We start from the raw sequence: 15826 nt of genomic DNA, 5'->3' as shown, positions 1-15826 counted from the left end.
CGGCTGTCAGGCCAGCCGTCGCGCCCGGTCAGGGGCAATTATTTTTTATCTTTCACTTCTTCGAATTCAGCGTCGACAACGTCGTCATCTTTCTTCGCCGAAGCGTCGCCGGCATCCGCTGCGCCGGCCTGAGCCTGTTGCTGCGCCAGTTCCATCAGCTTGCTGGACACTTCCATCAGCGCCTGCATTTTGGCTTCGATTTCTGCTTTATCTTCGCCTTTCAACGCGGTGTTCAGCTCGTTCAGGGCAGACTCGATCGGTGCTTTGTCTTCCGCTGACAGTTTGTCACCGGCTTCATCCAGCTGCTTACGCGTGCTGTGCGCAATCTGGTCGCCCTGGTTACGCGTCTGCACCAGCTCTTCGAATTTACGGTCTGACTCGGCGTTAGCTTCCGCGTCACGAACCATTTTTTCGATCTCTTCCTCGTTCAGGCCAGAAGAAGCTTTGATGGTGATCTTCTGCTCTTTCCCGCTGTTTTTGTCCTTCGCAGACACGTGCAGAATACCGTCAGCATCGATGTCGAAGGTCACTTCGATCTGTGGCATACCGCGCGGCGCTGGCTGAATACCGTCGAGGTTGAACTGGCCCAGTGATTTGTTATCCGCCGAACGCTTACGCTCACCCTGCAGCACGTGAATGGTCACGGCAGACTGGTTGTCTTCAGCAGTCGAGAACACCTGGCTGTGCTTGGTAGGGATCGTGGTGTTCTTGCTGATCAGCGACGTCATCACGCCACCCATGGTTTCGATACCCAGCGACAGCGGGGTCACGTCCAGCAGCAGAACGTCTTTTACTTCACCGGCCAGCACGCCGCCCTGTACCGCAGCACCCACAGCGACCGCTTCGTCCGGGTTCACGTCTTTACGTGGCTCTTTACCGAAGAACTCCGCCACTTTCGCCTGCACCATTGGCATACGCGTCTGACCACCGACCAGGATCACGTCGTTGATGTCAGAAACCGACAGGCCAGCGTCGTTCAGCGCCACTTTCAGCGGCTCAATTGAACGGGTAACCAGATCTTCTACCAGTGATTCCAGCTTCGCGCGGGTCACTTTAATGTTCAGGTGCTTAGGACCGGTGGCATCCGCCGTGATGTACGGCAGGTTAACGTCGGTCTGCTGCGCAGAAGAGAGCTCAATTTTCGCTTTCTCTGCCGCTTCTTTCAGGCGCTGCATCGCCAGCGGATCGTTGTGCAGATCGATGCCCTGATCTTTCTTGAATTCGGCAACCAGGTAGTTGATCAGACGGCTGTCGAAGTCTTCACCACCCAGGTGGGTGTCACCGTTGGTCGCCAGTACTTCAAAGGTTTTCTCGCCGTCGACTTCGTCGATCTCAATGATAGAGATATCGAAGGTACCGCCACCCAGGTCATATACCGCGATGGTGCGGTTGCCCTGACCTTTATCCAGGCCATACGCCAGTGCCGCTGCGGTTGGTTCGTTGATGATACGTTTTACGTCCAGACCCGCGATACGGCCGGCGTCTTTGGTCGCCTGACGCTGTGCATCGTTGAAGTAGGCTGGTACGGTGATAACCGCTTCGGTTACCGGCTCACCGAGGAAATCTTCCGCGGTTTTCTTCATTTTTTTCAGCACTTCTGCAGAGATCTGCGGCGGTGCCATTTTCTGGCCTTTCACGTCCAGCCATGCGTCACCGTTGTCAGAACCGATGATTTTGTACGGCATGATTTTAATATCACGCTGCACTTCTTCGTCCTGGAAACGACGGCCGATCAGGCGTTTGATTGCAAACAGGGTGTTCTGCGGGTTGGTCACCGCCTGACGTTTAGCCGGTTGACCGACCAGAGTTTCGCCATCCCCGGTATATGCAATGATTGACGGTGTGGTGCGATCGCCTTCGGCGTTTTCAAGCACGCGTGCTTTGCCACCGTCCATAATCGCCACACATGAGTTGGTTGTACCCAGGTCAATACCAATAATCTTACCCATCTAAACGTCTCCCACTTAAATTCTTTGCCAAATTGGGTTGTGAAGCAGAGATGAGGTCACGCTGACCACTTTCAACTGCTGCGGCAGATTTTTTTGCTGCCTCACAATGCTTGATGACAACTAAATGGGGCCGCTTCGAAGCGCATCAAGGGTTAAAACTAAAAAAAATTTAGATTCTCTTACCGCGTGAGATCAAAGTGCGGCAAAAGCCACCTGATTATGATGCAGCGCCCCGCGCCCCACCGCTGTTGGCGCGGGCGTTAAACCAATAAACAATAACGCTGCTGCTGAGGAATTATGGGCAACACCACGCTGGCGAATCCCGCCCCACTGGGCCTGATGGGTTTTGGTATGACCACCATCCTGCTCAACTTACACAACACCGGTCTGTTTGAAATGGATGTGATTATCCTGGCGATGGGCCTCTTTTACGGCGGCATCGCGCAAATCCTTGCCGGGCTGCTGGAGTATAAAAAAGGCAACACCTTCGGCCTGACCGCCTTTACCTCCTATGGCAGCTTCTGGCTGACGCTGGTGGCGATTCTGCTGCTGCCGAAAATGGGACTGGCCGCGGCCGCCGATGGCCATTTCCTCGGCGCTTATCTGGCGCTGTGGGGTATTTTCACGCTGTTTCTGTTCTTTGGCACGCTGCGGGCCGCGAAGATGCTGCAGTTTGTGTTTGCCAGCCTGACGCTGCTGTTTGCGCTGCTGGCTATCGGTCATCTGCTGGATCACGCGGCGCTGCTGCGCATCGCCGGCTGGGTGGGCATCGTCTGTGGTGCCAGCGCCTTTTATCTGGCGATGGGCGAAGTGCTGAACGAGAAGTTTGAGCGCAGCGTGTTGCCGATTGGCGAGTAATCAATGGCGCGCGGAGCCGTGCCGCTCCGCGCGCTGTCATTACGATGAATGCAGCGAGACATCCAGCTGCGCATTAGCCTGGCGGCTGTCATGCCATAACCACAGCGCCACCAGCATGCCGATCAGCGCCAGCGCCAGCACGTACCAGGCCGGCGCCATCGGCGTCAGCGACATCATTAGCGTTACACTGATCGGCGTCAGGCCGCCAAAGATGGCGTACGACACGTTGTAAGAGAAGGAAATGCCGGTGAAGCGCACCGCCGCCGGAAACGCCCGCACCATAACAAACGGCACCACGCCGACCACGCCCACGCTCAGTCCCGCCAGACCGTACCAGATGAACAGCATCTGTGGCGTGCCGCCAAGCTGCTGGAAAAAGCTCCAGCTGCACAGCGCCAGCAGCAGCGAACCAATCAGTAAGGTACGCGCCGCACCGTAGCGATCGACAATCCAGCCCGCCAGCACGCAGCCGATCAGCAGCATCACGGTCGCGAAACTGTTGGCCTGCAGACTGAGCGCCGCCGGCACGCCATGCTGTTTCTGCATCAGCGTCGGCGCCATCAGAATCACCACCACAATACAGGCTGATAATAGCCAGGTAAGCAGCATCGACACCGCAATGCCGCGCTTATGGCTGGCGAGAATGGTCTGTAGCGGCAGCTTTTCCGCCAGCGCTTTGCGCTGCTGCATCTGACGAAATACCGGGGTTTCATGCAGCCAGCGACGCAGATACATCGCCAGCAGGCCAAACAGGCCGCCGAGGAAGAAAGGAATGCGCCAGCCGTGATCGCGTATCGCCGCCGGCGAGAGCGAAGTATTCAGCACCGTCGCCACCAGCGAACCGAGCAGAATGCCGGCGGTTAAGCCTGCAGTCAGCGTGCCGCAGGCAAAACCGATGCGCTTCTCTGGCACATGCTCCGCAACAAACACCCACGCGCCCGGCACCTCGCCGCCAATGGCCGCGCCCTGCAGCACGCGCATCAGCAGCATCAGTAACGGTGCGGCAATGCCAATGCTGGCGTAGGTGGGCAGCGCGCCCATCGCCAGCGTCGGCAGCGCCATCAGCAGAATACTCAGGCTGAACATCTTCTTACGCCCGACTTTGTCGCCAAAGTGTGCCATGATGATGCCGCCTAGCGGACGCGCCAGATAACCGGCGGCGAAGATGGCAAACGTCTGCACCTGACGCAGCCATTCCGGGATGTCTGGCGGAAAGAACAGCTCGCCAATCACCGCAGCGAAGAAAACGAAGATGATAAAATCGTAGAATTCCAGCGCCCCGCCCAGGGCAGCCAGCGCCAGGGTTTTGTAATCCTGGCGGTTGAGTCGACGCGTTGTCAGCGAATCCATAAGAGTGCGGTATCCAGAGGCTATGTCAGTATAGTTGTAAAGCTGCGGTTACTATACCGTCAATATTTTGCCACACCAGTCACTCTGCATTTTATGCCTGAAAACGGCAATTTTCAGACGTTTGTCTCACGTCGTGCGCTTTTCGGGCGAAAAGCTGCTACTACCCCCGGGTGGGTTTCGACGTAAGGCCCTTCCAGCAGCTGTAAACAATAGGGTACAGCCGCGAAAATCCCTGGCACTTTCACCGTGCCGTCATCCGCTTTCAACCCTTCCAGCGTCTCTTTAATCGATTTCGGCTGTCCCGGCAGATTAAGGATCAGCGACTGCTTGCGGATCACGCCCACCTGGCGTGACAGAATCGCGGTCGGCACAAACTGCAGGCTGATCTGCCGCATCTGCTCGCCAAAGCCGGGCATCTCGCGGTCGGCTACCGCTAAGGTCGCATCCGGCGTGACGTCGCGCCGGGCCGGACCGGTACCGCCGGTGGTCAGCACCAGGTGGCAAAAACGTTCGTCGACCAGCTCGCAAATCGCCTGCTCAATCATCGGCTGTTCATCCGGAACCAGGCGGGTTTCAATCTCAAACGGCGTTGCCAGCGCAGCGCCAAGCCAGCTTTCCAGCGCCGGAATGCCCTGATCCTGATAGATGCCGTTAGCGGCCCGATCGGACACGGAAATTAAGCCAATACGTAAAGTATCCATAGAGTTATCGCTGTGTTGACCGCGGGGCGGTGAGAAAAAGGGGAATGGCAGAAAGGATAATACAAAGCATCAGCGAGGGAAACGCGAAAACCGTGGCGACCGGCAGCCGCCACGGCATATCACCTTACAGCAGTTCGGCGATCATCTTCTCAAGTTTGCCCTGGTCGATGGCAAAGTTGCGGATACCTTCGGCCAGTTTGGTCACTGCCATTGGATCCTGGTTGTGCTGCCACAGGAATTCCGCTTCGGTCATTTTAGCCGGACGCGCTTTCACTTCGCCGCTGTAGCTCAGTTTACGCTCTACGCTGCCTTCGCTCTCGGCCAGCTCTTTCAGCAGGCCTGGAGAGATAGTCAGGCGGTCGCAACCGGCCAGCTCAATGATTTCGCCGACGTTACGGAAGCTGGCGCCCATCACCACGGTTTCATAGCCGTGCTGCTTGTAGTAGTTGTAGATCTCAGACACGGATACCACGCCTGGATCTTCATGCGCTGCGTACTCTTTCTTGTCGGTGTTCTGCTTGTACCAGTCGAGGATACGGCCAACAAATGGCGAAATCAGGAACACGCCCGCTTCGGCACAGGCACGCGCCTGGGCGAAGGAGAACAGCAGCGTCAGGTTACAGTTGATGCCTTCTTTCTCCAGCTGCTCCGCCGCGCGGATGCCCTGCCAGGTTGAGGCCAGTTTGATCAGAATACGATCGTTGCTGATGCCGGCATCGTTGTACAGCTTGATCAGGCTGCGCGCTTTCGCGATGCTCGCTTCGGTGTCGTAAGAGAGACGCGCGTCAACTTCAGTAGAGATACGTCCCGGGATCAGTTTGAGAATTTCCAGACCAATGTTGACGGCCAGCTTGTCAGAAACCAGCGCCAGCTGCTCTTCTTTGTTGCTGCTCTGCTGACGTGCCCAGCTAATGGCTTCGTCAATCAGTTTGCGGTATTCAGGGATTTGCGCAGCGTTGAGGATCAAAGAAGGGTTAGTAGTGGCATCCTGCGGTTGGTAGAGTTTCATTGCCGCGATATCACCGGTGTCGGCGACCACAGTAGTCAGCTGACGCAAGGAAGTAAGTTTGTCCGTCATGGTTCTCTTTTCTCTTAAGTTGACTGTCAGGGTGTAAAAGGCTGTTGCGATAATATCACGCAGGCTAAGCGGCGCAACATCGCCGCGTGCCCTTTACGATAGCGCTAACAAATGGGAGCGATTTGCCGATCCGTGCAGCTTTTTTGCTACACTCGTCGCGACATTTTTCCCATCCATCCCCTGAAAACAGCGGGTCAACGAGGACAGACACAATGCTGATGGTTATCTCGCCAGCCAAGACACTGGATTATGAAAGCCCGCTGGCAACGTCACGGTTTACCCAACCGGCGCTGTTAGAAAAATCACAGCAGCTGATTGACGTGGCGCGCGATCTTTCCCCGGCGCAAATCGCTTCGCTGATGGGCATCAGCGACAAACTGGCGCACCTCAACGCCGACCGTTTCAGCCAGTGGCAGCCGCCCTTCTCACCCGATAATGCGCGGCAGGCAATTCTGGCCTTCAAAGGTGATGTTTATACCGGTTTGCAGGCAGAGACCTTCAGCGAAGCCGACTTTGATTTTGCCCAAAAACACCTGCGCATGCTTTCGGGCCTGTACGGCCTGCTGCGCCCGCTGGATTTGATGCAGCCGTACCGCTTAGAGATGGGCATCAAACTGGCGAATCCGGCCGGCAAAGATCTCTACAGCTTCTGGGGCGACCTGCTGACGCAAAAGCTCAACGACGCGCTGGCGGAACAGGGCGATGACGTGCTGATCAACCTCGCCTCCGATGAGTATTTCAAAGCCATCAAGCCGAAGCAGCTGAATGCCGAGCTGGTTAAGCCGGTGTTCCTTGATGAGAAAAACGGTAAGTTCAAGGTGATCAGTTTCTACGCCAAGAAGGCGCGTGGCCTGATGAGCCGTTATGTGATTGAGAAGCGCCTGACGAAACCGACGCAGCTGAAGAAGTTTGATGTTGACGGTTATTTCTTTGATGCGGCGGAGAGTAAGGGTAACGAGCTGGTATTTAAGCGCCGCGAGCAATAACGCCAGCTTCACCTGAATCGTAGCGGCGCAAATCATTGCGCGTCTGTTAAAAACCCGCGCGTTAAATCGCGCCGCCAGAAAAATGCATAACGGGCCGATGTGACCGGCCCGTTGGGTATTTACTTCAGCAAAAACGCCCGCAGCGCGGCGAAATCAGCCTTCATGGCATGCGACAGCAGCGGCAAATCGGCGCGCGCGGCCAGCGCTTCCGGCAGCGGCAGCGGCTGGCCGAGAATCTCTTCCACGCTCTCCTTAAACTTCGCCGGATGCGCGGTGCCGAGGAACAGGCCAAACTCCCCTTCCTGCAGCTGATCGCGCAGCAGACGATAGGCAATCGCCGCGTGCGGTTCTGACAGGTAACCCAGCTCTGCCAGCTCGCGCATGGTGGCTTTGGTGGTCTCATCCGACACCGCGCCGTAGGCCAGATCGGTCAGGCGCCAGGTTTTGCGGCGGAACAGCTCTTCCACGCGCGGCCAGTTGTTAGGCTGGCTGACATCCATCGCGTTCGACAGCGTTGCCACGGTCGCATTCGGCTGCCACTGACCGTCGGCAAGGAAGCGCGGCACGGTGTCGTTGGCGTTGGTCGCGGCGATAAAGCGCTTGATCGGCAGACCGAGCGATTTCGCCAGCAGACCGGCCGTGAGATCGCCAAAGTTACCGCTTGGCACCGACACCACCAGCTGATTACGTTTCTCCTGCGGCAGCTGCGCCACTGCCTCGAAGTAATAGCAAATCTGTGCCAGCAGACGGCTGATATTGATGGAGTTAGCCGAGTTCAGGCCGATGGCTTTCTTCAGCTCTTCGTCATCAAACGCCTGCTTAACCAGCGCCTGGCAGGCATCGAAGTCGCCATCGATCGCGATGGTTTCAATGTTGCCGCCCAACGTACAGAACAGCTTCTCCTGCAGCGGACTGATTTTGCCCTGCGGATACAGGATGACCACGCGCACGTTTTCCATGCCGTAGAACGCGTGCGCCACCGCTGCGCCGGTATCGCCGGAGGTCGCGGTCAGAATGGTGATCTGCTCATCCGCGCCAGACACGTACGACAGCATCTGCGCCATAAAGCGCCCGCCGAAATCTTTAAACGCCAGCGTCGGACCGTGGAACAGTTCGAGGCAGGCCACATCGTCGCTCACCTGGCTCACCGGTGCCGGGAAAGCAAAGGCGTTCTTCACGCGCTCGGCCAGCTGGTGCGCGGCAATTTCATCGCCGATGTAAGCAGAGAGAATCTTGCTGCTGCGGCTGACGAAATCCATCTCCAGCATCGCATCAATGTCGGTCAGCTCGAATTCCGGCAGTTCCAGCGGGAAAAACAGCCCCTGCTGCGAGCCGAGGCCCTGTTTCACGGCCTGCGCGAAGCTAACCTGCTCGTTATGATCCTTAAGGTTGTAGAGTTTCATGCGTTATCCCAGTTTACGTGCGCCAGCCGTATCAAGACGGCAGATATGGACGAAGCCTTCCTCATTCTGCAGATAGTGCTGGCTCAGCCAGTCTGCCATCCGCTGTGCCGTTGCCATCTCGTTGCAAACGGCGAAAAGTGTCGGGCCAGAGCCCGAAATACCGCAGGCCAGCGCGCCAATGTCGCTGGCCGCCTGCCGCGCCTCCGCAAAGCCCGGCAGCAGTTTGGTGCGATACGGCTCGGCGATCACATCCTGCATCAGTTTAGCCGCCAGCAGCGGCTGACGGGTGTGGCAGGCGTGAATAAAGCCGGCCAGCAGACGACCATGTTTGATGGCATCCTGCTTGCGATACTGCGCCGGCAGGATGGCGCGTGCTTCCGCCGTGGAGACTTTGATGCCCGGATAAGCCATTACCCACAGCCAGTCATCAAAGCACGGCACCTCCTGGCTGATGATCCCGTTCTCTTCAATCATCAGCTGTACGCCGCCGAGGAAGCACGGCGCGACGTTGTCATAGTGCACGCTGCCGGAGATGCGCCCTTCCAGCTCGCCCATCAGCGCCAGCAGCTCGGTGTCGTTAAGCGGCTGGCCGCAGAACTCATTCATCGCCATCAGGCCGGCCACCACCGAGCAGGCGCTGGAACCGAGGCCTGAACCAATCGGCATGTTTTTCTCCAGCGTCATCGCCACCGGAACGTCTTTACCAATCGCCTGGCAGAAACGCTGCCAGCACTGGTAAACGATGTTTTCCTGCGGATCGGCGGGCAGTTTGCTGACAAAGCGCCCTTTATTCTGCAGGCTAAACTGGTCTGCCGCTTCGACCGACACGCAGTCGCCCAGCAGCGAGCCATCCACCGGCGAAACCGCCGCGCCCAGCACATCAAAGCCGACGCTGACGTTACCTATCGAGGCCGGTGCATAAATTTTTACCATCATTAAACTCCCAACTTCCACGTCAGCGTGCGCAGCAAATCGGCAAACACACCCGCCGCGGTGACATCATTCCCCGCGCCATATCCGCGCAGAACCAGCGGAATCGGCTGATAATAGCGGCTGTAAAACGCCAGTGCGTTTTCGCCGTTCTTCACTTTGTACAGCGGATCGTTGCCGTCCACCGCATCGATTTTAACTTTGCAGGCGCCGCCCTCTTCAATCGCGCCGACGAAGCGTAACACTTTACCCTCATCACGCGCTTTGGCAACGCGCGCGGCAAAGGCGTTGTCCAGCTCCGGCAGCCGCGCCATAAACTGATCGACGTCGGCGATGTCCGTCAGGCTGGCGGGCAGCAGCGGTTCGATGTCGATGTCGCTCAGCTCCAGCTGATGACCCGCCTCACGCGCCAGAATCAGCAGTTTACGCGCCACATCAGTACCGGACAGGTCGTCGCGCGGATCCGGCTCGGTAAAGCCCAGCTCGCGCGCCATGCGGGTGGCTTCGGACAGCGTCACGCCCTCATCCAGCTTGCCAAAGATAAACGACAGCGAGCCCGACAGGATGCCGGAGAACTTGATCAGCTCATCGCCGGCGTTCAGCAGGTTCTGCAGGTTTTCAATCACCGGCAGACCGGCACCGACGTTGGTGTCGTAAAGGAACTTACGGCGCGATTTCGCCGCCGCCGCACGCATCTGCTGGTAGTAATTCCACGACGAGGTATTGGCCTTTTTATTTGGCGTGACCACGTGGAAACCTTCGGCGAGGAAGTCTGCGTACTGATCGGCCACCGCCTGGCTGGAGGTACAGTCGACGATCACCGGGTTGAGCAGATGGTACTCTTTCACCAGACGAATCAGCCGGCCGAGGTTAAACGGCTCTTTGGCTTCCGCCAGCGCCGCCTTCCAGTTGCTGAGGTCGATGCCGTGCACATTAGTCAGCAGCGCATGCGAATTGGCGATGCCGCACACGCGCAGATCGATATGCTTGCCCTTCAGCCACGCCTGCTGACGGTGCAGCTGCTCAAGCAGCGCGCCGCCGACGCCGCCGACGCCCACCACAAACACTTCGATCACCTGATCGGTGGCGAACAGCATCTGATGCACCACGCGCACGCCGGTGGTGACGTCATCGTTGCTGACCACGACCGAGATGGAGCGCTCAGAGGAGCCCTGAGCAATCGCCACGATATTGATGTTGGCGCGTGCCAGCGCCGAGAAGAATTTAGCGGAGATGCCGCGCAGCGTGCGCATGCCGTCGCCCACCACCGAAATCACCGCCAGCTGCTCCAGCACGTCGAGCGGATCGAGCAGGCCATCTTTCAGTTCGAGGTAGAATTCCTCTTCCAGCACGCGACGCGCGCGCGCCTGCTCACTCTGCGGCACGCAGAAGCTGATGCTGTATTCGGAGGAGGATTGGGTAATCAGCACCACGGAAATGCCGGTGCGCGACATCGCGGCAAAGACGCGCGCCGCCATGCCCACCATCCCTTTCATGCCCGGACCGGAGACGTTAAACATCGCCATGTTATTCAGATTGGTGATGCCTTTTACCGGATTTTCATCCACTTCGCCTTCGCCGCCAATCAGAGTGCCTGGCGCCTGAGGATTGGCGGTATTTTTGATTAAGCACGGAATCTGGAACTGGGCAATCGGCGCGATGGTGCGCGGGTGCAGCACTTTGGCACCAAAGTAGGAGAGCTCCATCGCTTCCTGATAAGACATCGACTTCAGCAGACGCGCATCCGGTACCTGACGCGGATCGCAGGTGTAAACGCCATCGACATCGGTCCAGATTTCACAGCAGTCCGCGCGCAGACACGCCGCCAGCACGGCCGCCGAGTAGTCGGAGCCGTTGCGCCCCAGCACCACCAGCTCGCCCTTCTCGTTGCCGGCGGTGAAGCCCGCCATCAGGATCATGTGGTCGGTCGGGATCTGGCTGGCCGCGATACGCCGGGTGGATTCGGCGATATCCACGGTCGATTCAAGATAGTGGCCCACCGCCAGCAGTTTCTCAACCGGGTCGATCACCGTCACTTTGTGGCCGCGCGCCTGCAGCAGCGCTTCCATGATAGCAATCGACAGCTTCTCACCGCGACAGATAATGGCGGCGTTCACGGCATCCGGGCACTGACCCAGCAGGCTGATGCCGTGCAGCACCTGTTTCAGCTGGGCAAACTCCAGCTCAACGCGGGTTTTCAGGCCATCGTAATCGAAACCTGGCTGAGCGTCGGCCAGCCCCTGCAGCAGTTCGGCAAAAATGCGTTCGGCATCGCTGATATTCGGCAGCGCATCCTGGCCGCTGATGGTTTTCTCAATCATCGCTACCAGATGATTGGTGATTTTCGCTGGCGCAGAGAGCACGGTGGCAACCTGTCCCTGTTGCGCATTGCTTTCCAGAATATCTGCCACGCGGAGAAAACGTTCCGCATTGGCTACCGAGGTTCCGCCGAATTTCAGCACTCGCATGATTGAAGCTCTCCTGAATTTTTGCCGAAAAAAAAGCCCGCACTGTTGAGGTGCGGGCTTCTTTCTTTTGTTTTTCCTGTATGCGTCAGCCCGCACCGTTACCTGTGGTAATGGTGGTGGTAATAATAATGGTGGTGTTCAGGCTGTGGTTACGCATTGAGATTTTTTCTGTCTGTCTTTGTCTTGTCCGTCTGCCTTCCAGAAGTAAAGCAAAGCGCACGTTAAGTCAACGAATTTGTCTTTGCACCCGAATGGTGCTGCTGCGCAGTGCTGCGCCGCAGACGCCGAAACGGATTGCGATCGTTCAGGCAGCGTTACAGACGCCCGATCACTCACTGTCCGGAGCCGGTTTTCCCGAGCAATTATCTATAAGTTTTTTTTCTACGTCGTGCAGCAAACGGTGCAGCATGGCGCTGTCGCGCTGCTCAAGCAGACCGATGCGCTGATCGATCCAGTCCGCCAGCTTGGCATCATTGCTGACCTCCAGCGTCACCAGCAGTTGATGAAAACGCTGGCGCAGCGCCTGCAGCTGCTGCGCGTTAGCCGCCTCAACCGGCGCGGCTGCCACCTGATGCAGCGCCGACAGCTGATAGCAGTACACCATCACCGCCTGGCCGAGATTCAGTGAAGGATAGTCCTGCGCCATCGGAATGCCGGTCAGCAGATCGACCTGTTCCAGCTCCTCATTAGTCAGCCCGCTGTCTTCACGGCCAAACACCAGCGCGATGCGGTTCAGCCACTGACGCTTCTCCTGCAGGATGGTTTCGACCTGCGCCGGCGTGGCGTAATAGCGAAACTTCGCCCGGCTGCGGGCGGTAGTGGCCACGGAAAAATCGACATCCGCCAGCGCAGCGCTCAGCGTGTCATAGGTTTTCACGTGGTCAAGAATCTCACCGGCGCCGTGGGCCACACGCCGCGCGGCCGGATCCTGCCAGGCGTCACTGGCGACAATACGCAACTCGCTAAATCCCATGGTTTTCATGGCGCGGGCGGCCGCGCCGATATTCTCCGGGCGAGCGGGTGAGACAAGGATCAGGGGGAAATGCATGATTTTTCCATCGAACGGTTAATAACCCGACCTATGTTGGCATGCAGGCGACAAAATACCAACCGCACGGGCCTGAGAAAATAAGATGTTAAGGATGTTAAAACAGGGCAAAAATGCCGGGCAGGCGTAATTATGCGTAATAAGCAAAATTTATGCGCTAAACCCATATTAAAACATTATTTTTCATGCAATTGAAAAGTTATTACCTGCAGGTTTTACTTTTGCGCTGATGCAGCTGAAATGTAGCGAAAATGCTGCTTTTTGTGAGCTAAGCTGGCATTCCAGTAGAAGTTTTTCATAAAAGTGTTAACGTGCTACACTTGCATTTGATATAAGTCAACGAAGCGTTGTTTTTATGCTTATCGGTTGTTGTTGGTGCTGTTAGGTTGCTGTTAATACGGTTAGGATAAGCGCCAGTCCGATACCCACGGGGCACGCAAATATTCATCCTGACTGGCTGAGCTAACACTGAAGTTGACGTAGATGGATGGTGTATTCCGAAGATCATTTCGTACACCGGTTGCGAACGGCCCACTGTTCAGTGGAACAGTTATGGCAACCGCCGTACGCCCTGTTTTCGATTTGTTGGCAAATTTTAGGTAGCGAAACATGCAGACCCCGCACATTCTTATCGTTGAAGACGAACTGGTCACGCGTAACACCCTCAAAAGTATTTTTGAGGCCGAAGGTTACGTGGTCTATGAAGCCACCGACGGCGCCGAGATGCATCAGGTTTTGACCGATAACGACGTCAATCTGGTGATTATGGATATCAACCTGCCGGGCAAAAACGGTTTACTGCTGGCGCGTGAACTGCGCGAACAGGCTAACGTCGCCCTGATGTTCCTCACCGGCCGTGATAACGAAGTGGATAAAATCCTCGGTCTGGAGATCGGTGCCGACGACTACATCACCAAGCCGTTCAATCCGCGTGAGCTGACGATTCGTGCGCGCAACCTGCTGTCGCGTACCATGAATCTGGCGATGCCGAGCGAAGAGCGCCGTCAGGTCGAGAGCTATCGCTTCAACGGCTGGGAACTGGATATTAACAGCCGCTCGCTGATCAGCCCGAACGGCGATCAGTATAAGCTGCCGCGCAGTGAGTTCCGCGCCATGCTGCACTTCTGTGAAAACCCAGGCAAAATCCAGACGCGTGCTGACCTGCTGAAGAAGATGACCGGTCGCGAGCTGAAGCCGCATGACCGCACGGTGGATGTCACCATTCGCCGCATCCGCAAACACTTTGAGTCGACGCCGGATACGCCGGAAATCATCGCCACTATCCACGGCGAAGGCTACCGCTTCTGCGGCGAGCTGCAGGATTAAGCGTCCGTCGCGAAACAAAAAAACGCCCGTCAGGGCGTTTTTTTATCGGCTCAGTGCCACGGCATAATCGGCACCGCGCTCAGCGCATTTTTCGGTGAGCCATCGACCACTTTATCCGAATAGCTCAGGTACACCAGCGCATGACGTTTCTGGTCAAAGAAGCGCACCACCTGCAGCTTTTTAAACACCAGTGAAGTGCGTTTGCGGAACACCACTTCACCCTGCGCCTTGCCCTGCGCGATTTTATCGCTAAGCTCTATCGGTCCCACCTGCTGACAGGAGATGGCCGCGTCGGAAGTATCTTCCGCCAGACCCAGTCCGCCCTTAATACCGCCGGTTTTTGCCCGGCTGATATAACAGGTTACATTTTTAACGTCGGGGTCGTCGAAGGCTTCCACCACGATCTTATGATCGGGGCCAAACATCTTGAATACGGTGTCAACGGAGCCGATCTCCTCGGCCAGCACGCTCTGACTCAACATAAATGTTGCCAGCGTGACTATAAGATTGCGAGCTATTGTCATTGAGTTACCATTGCAAACGGAATAGATGTGAATGTAATGTACTGTTAATCGAACCGAGAACCAAACCTAACGGGTTACAACCCGCATTGATGTAGCACAGTTAACTGGCAAACCACCCCCGCGCCGTTGTGCAATTCGTGCTACTATTCGGTGACTTCATCGTTGCGCCACCAGAGAGTTATGAGGATGTTTTATGGACCAAGCCGGTATCATTCGCGATTTGCTTGTCTGGCTGGAAAGCCATCTGGATCAACCCCTTTCGCTCGATAACGTTGCGCTAAAAGCGGGCTATTCCAAGTGGCACCTGCAGCGAATGTTCAAGGAAGTTACTGGCCACGCCATCGGCGCGTATATCCGCGCCCGCCGGCTGTCCAAGGCCGCCGTCGCGCTGCGTCTCACCAGCCGGCCGATCCTCGACATTGCGCTGCAGTATCGCTTCGATTCGCAGCAAACCTTTACCCGCGCGTTTAAAAAGCAGTTCAATCAGACACCTGCGTGGTATCGCCGCTCGTCGGAGTGGAATTCGTACGGCATTCGCCCGCCGATTCGCCTCGATGATTACCCGATGCCGCAAGCGCAGTTCGTCACGCTGCCGGAAACGGTGCTGGTGGGGCAAACGCAAAGCTATACCTGCACGCTGGAGCAGATCTCCAGCTACCGCGACGAGATGCGCATCCACTTCTGGAAGCAGTTCCTGCTGGAGACCGATACCGTGCCACCGGTGCTGTATGGCCTGCATCAGGTACGCGCCAGCCATGAGAAGGATGATGAGCAGGAGATTCTGTACACCACGGCGGTGCCGGCCGACCAGCAGGCGCTGAGCATGCAGTCAAACCAGAGTGTGATTCTGGAAGCCGGGGATTATGTGCAGTTCAGCTATCAGGGACCGCGCACTGCGCTGCAGGAGTTTATTCTGCTGCTGTACGGCACCTGTATGCCGACCCTCGGCCTGGTGCGCCGTCAGGGCCAGGATATTGAGCGTTTCTATACGCACGGTGGCAAGAAGCGCAGCGAGCCGCCAATGGAGATTCGCTGCGAGTATCTGATTCCGATTCGTCCGCAGCAGTAACGGGCGTTGTCGATGGTCGCCATGAATGGCGACCCTACACAAAATTCACCGTTTGTCGCCGATGCGCATTGCCCATGCACCTCGTAGGGTGCGCATTGATGCGCACCGATACGCGATCATTGATACGCACCGATAC

General features: G+C 56.9%; 14 protein-coding genes and 1 other annotated feature. Of the genes, 4 read left to right on the top strand and 10 right to left on the bottom strand.

Annotated features, from left to right (window positions below; translation table 11 throughout):
* Nucleotides 1-38: 38 nt before the first annotated feature.
* Nucleotides 39-1949 carry a molecular chaperone DnaK gene (dnaK, locus tag F3J36_RS21895; protein WP_021508662.1) on the bottom strand — a complete coding sequence of 637 codons (1911 nt, stop codon included), beginning with the start codon at nt 1947-1949 and terminating at the stop codon, nt 39-41.
* Nucleotides 1950-2246: 297 nt separating this feature from the next.
* Between dnaK and satP the strand changes: the two genes are divergently transcribed.
* On the top strand, nt 2247-2807 hold the full coding sequence (satP, locus tag F3J36_RS21890; RefSeq protein WP_136547120.1) for an acetate uptake transporter: 561 nt from the start codon (nt 2247-2249) through the stop codon (nt 2805-2807).
* Between the two features lie 39 nt (nt 2808-2846).
* Here satP and F3J36_RS21885 read toward each other — a convergent pair whose 3' ends face one another.
* The 3 genes from F3J36_RS21885 to tal form a co-directional block, all read right to left on the bottom strand.
* Complete coding sequence (locus tag F3J36_RS21885; protein ID WP_058757129.1) at nt 2847-4157, bottom strand: MFS transporter; 1311 nt, start codon at nt 4155-4157, stop codon at nt 2847-2849.
* Between the two features lie 113 nt (nt 4158-4270).
* A complete protein-coding gene (mog, locus tag F3J36_RS21880) occupies nt 4271-4858 on the bottom strand; it encodes a molybdopterin adenylyltransferase (protein ID WP_166720590.1) in 588 nt (195 codons plus the stop codon).
* Between the two features lie 124 nt (nt 4859-4982).
* Complete coding sequence (tal, locus tag F3J36_RS21875) at nt 4983-5936, bottom strand: transaldolase (RefSeq protein ID WP_058757131.1); 954 nt, start codon at nt 5934-5936, stop codon at nt 4983-4985.
* A gap of 212 nt (nt 5937-6148) precedes the next feature.
* On the opposite strand from tal, the gene yaaA reads away from it, so the two are divergent.
* Nucleotides 6149-6922 (top strand): peroxide stress protein YaaA, encoded by a 774-nt coding sequence (yaaA, locus tag F3J36_RS21870; protein ID WP_058757132.1) that lies wholly within the window; start codon nt 6149-6151, stop codon nt 6920-6922.
* Nucleotides 6923-7041: 119 nt separating this feature from the next.
* On the opposite strand, the gene thrC is transcribed toward yaaA, so the two are convergent.
* The 5 genes from thrC to F3J36_RS21845 all read right to left on the bottom strand — a co-directional run bounded on the left by thrC (nt 7042) and on the right by F3J36_RS21845 (nt 12771).
* Nucleotides 7042-8325 carry a threonine synthase gene (gene thrC / locus F3J36_RS21865; RefSeq protein ID WP_021508656.1) on the bottom strand — a complete coding sequence of 428 codons (1284 nt, stop codon included), beginning with the start codon at nt 8323-8325 and terminating at the stop codon, nt 7042-7044.
* A gap of 3 nt (nt 8326-8328) precedes the next feature.
* On the bottom strand, nt 8329-9258 hold the full coding sequence (gene thrB, locus F3J36_RS21860) for a homoserine kinase (protein ID WP_141496455.1): 930 nt from the start codon (nt 9256-9258) through the stop codon (nt 8329-8331).
* A gap of 2 nt (nt 9259-9260) precedes the next feature.
* On the bottom strand, nt 9261-11723 hold the full coding sequence (thrA, locus tag F3J36_RS21855) for a bifunctional aspartate kinase/homoserine dehydrogenase I (protein WP_021508654.1): 2463 nt from the start codon (nt 11721-11723) through the stop codon (nt 9261-9263).
* A gap of 26 nt (nt 11724-11749) precedes the next feature.
* Nucleotides 11750-11873 (bottom strand) — a sequence feature (Thr leader region).
* Entirely contained in the window at nt 11809-11880 is a 72-nt protein-coding gene (thrL, locus tag F3J36_RS24115; protein WP_128601299.1) for a thr operon leader peptide, read from the bottom strand. (Overlaps the previous feature by 65 nt.)
* A 171-nt stretch (nt 11881-12051) precedes the next feature.
* Nucleotides 12052-12771 (bottom strand): tRNA/rRNA methyltransferase, encoded by a 720-nt coding sequence (locus F3J36_RS21845; protein WP_031279901.1) that lies wholly within the window; start codon nt 12769-12771, stop codon nt 12052-12054.
* A gap of 609 nt (nt 12772-13380) precedes the next feature.
* On the opposite strand from F3J36_RS21845, the gene arcA reads away from it, so the two are divergent.
* Nucleotides 13381-14097 (top strand): two-component system response regulator ArcA, encoded by a 717-nt coding sequence (gene arcA, locus F3J36_RS21840; RefSeq protein WP_021508652.1) that lies wholly within the window; start codon nt 13381-13383, stop codon nt 14095-14097.
* Between the two features lie 50 nt (nt 14098-14147).
* Here arcA and creA read toward each other — a convergent pair whose 3' ends face one another.
* Entirely contained in the window at nt 14148-14621 is a 474-nt protein-coding gene (gene creA / locus F3J36_RS21835) for a protein CreA (protein ID WP_022548913.1), read from the bottom strand.
* Between the two features lie 193 nt (nt 14622-14814).
* Between creA and robA the strand changes: the two genes are divergently transcribed.
* The gene (robA, locus tag F3J36_RS21830) at nt 14815-15690 is read left to right on the top strand and encodes an MDR efflux pump AcrAB transcriptional activator RobA (protein WP_021508651.1); all 876 of its coding nucleotides are present in this window, start codon (nt 14815-14817) and stop codon (nt 15688-15690) included.
* Nucleotides 15691-15826: the final 136 nt, after the last annotated feature.

The organism is Pantoea sp. Cy-640 (assembly GCF_011752635.1).
Taxonomy (GTDB): Bacteria; Pseudomonadota; Gammaproteobacteria; order Enterobacterales; family Enterobacteriaceae; genus Pantoea; species Pantoea dispersa.
The sequence above is the reverse complement of the archived record's forward strand: the minus strand, read 5'-3'. Positions and strand labels throughout refer to the sequence as shown.

What these genes read in the sequence shown, in the direction of transcription:
- F3J36_RS21885 (WP_058757129.1), bottom strand. Translation starts at nt 4,157, where the DNA reads ATGGATTCGCTGACAACGCGTCGACTCAACCGCCAGGATTACAAAACC.
- dnaK (WP_021508662.1), bottom strand. Translation starts at nt 1,949, where the DNA reads ATGGGTAAGATTATTGGTATTGACCTGGGTACAACCAACTCATGTGTG.
- mog (WP_166720590.1), bottom strand. Translation starts at nt 4,858, where the DNA reads ATGGATACTTTACGTATTGGCTTAATTTCCGTGTCCGATCGGGCCGCT.
- thrC (WP_021508656.1), bottom strand. Translation starts at nt 8,325, where the DNA reads ATGAAACTCTACAACCTTAAGGATCATAACGAGCAGGTTAGCTTCGCG.
- arcA (WP_021508652.1), top strand. Translation starts at nt 13,381, where the DNA reads ATGCAGACCCCGCACATTCTTATCGTTGAAGACGAACTGGTCACGCGT.
- tal (WP_058757131.1), bottom strand. Translation starts at nt 5,936, where the DNA reads ATGACGGACAAACTTACTTCCTTGCGTCAGCTGACTACTGTGGTCGCC.
- robA (WP_021508651.1), top strand. Translation starts at nt 14,815, where the DNA reads ATGGACCAAGCCGGTATCATTCGCGATTTGCTTGTCTGGCTGGAAAGC.
- satP (WP_136547120.1), top strand. Translation starts at nt 2,247, where the DNA reads ATGGGCAACACCACGCTGGCGAATCCCGCCCCACTGGGCCTGATGGGT.
- thrB (WP_141496455.1), bottom strand. Translation starts at nt 9,258, where the DNA reads ATGGTAAAAATTTATGCACCGGCCTCGATAGGTAACGTCAGCGTCGGC.
- creA (WP_022548913.1), bottom strand. Translation starts at nt 14,621, where the DNA reads ATGACAATAGCTCGCAATCTTATAGTCACGCTGGCAACATTTATGTTG.
- yaaA (WP_058757132.1), top strand. Translation starts at nt 6,149, where the DNA reads ATGCTGATGGTTATCTCGCCAGCCAAGACACTGGATTATGAAAGCCCG.
- F3J36_RS21845 (WP_031279901.1), bottom strand. Translation starts at nt 12,771, where the DNA reads ATGCATTTCCCCCTGATCCTTGTCTCACCCGCTCGCCCGGAGAATATC.
- thrA (WP_021508654.1), bottom strand. Translation starts at nt 11,723, where the DNA reads ATGCGAGTGCTGAAATTCGGCGGAACCTCGGTAGCCAATGCGGAACGT.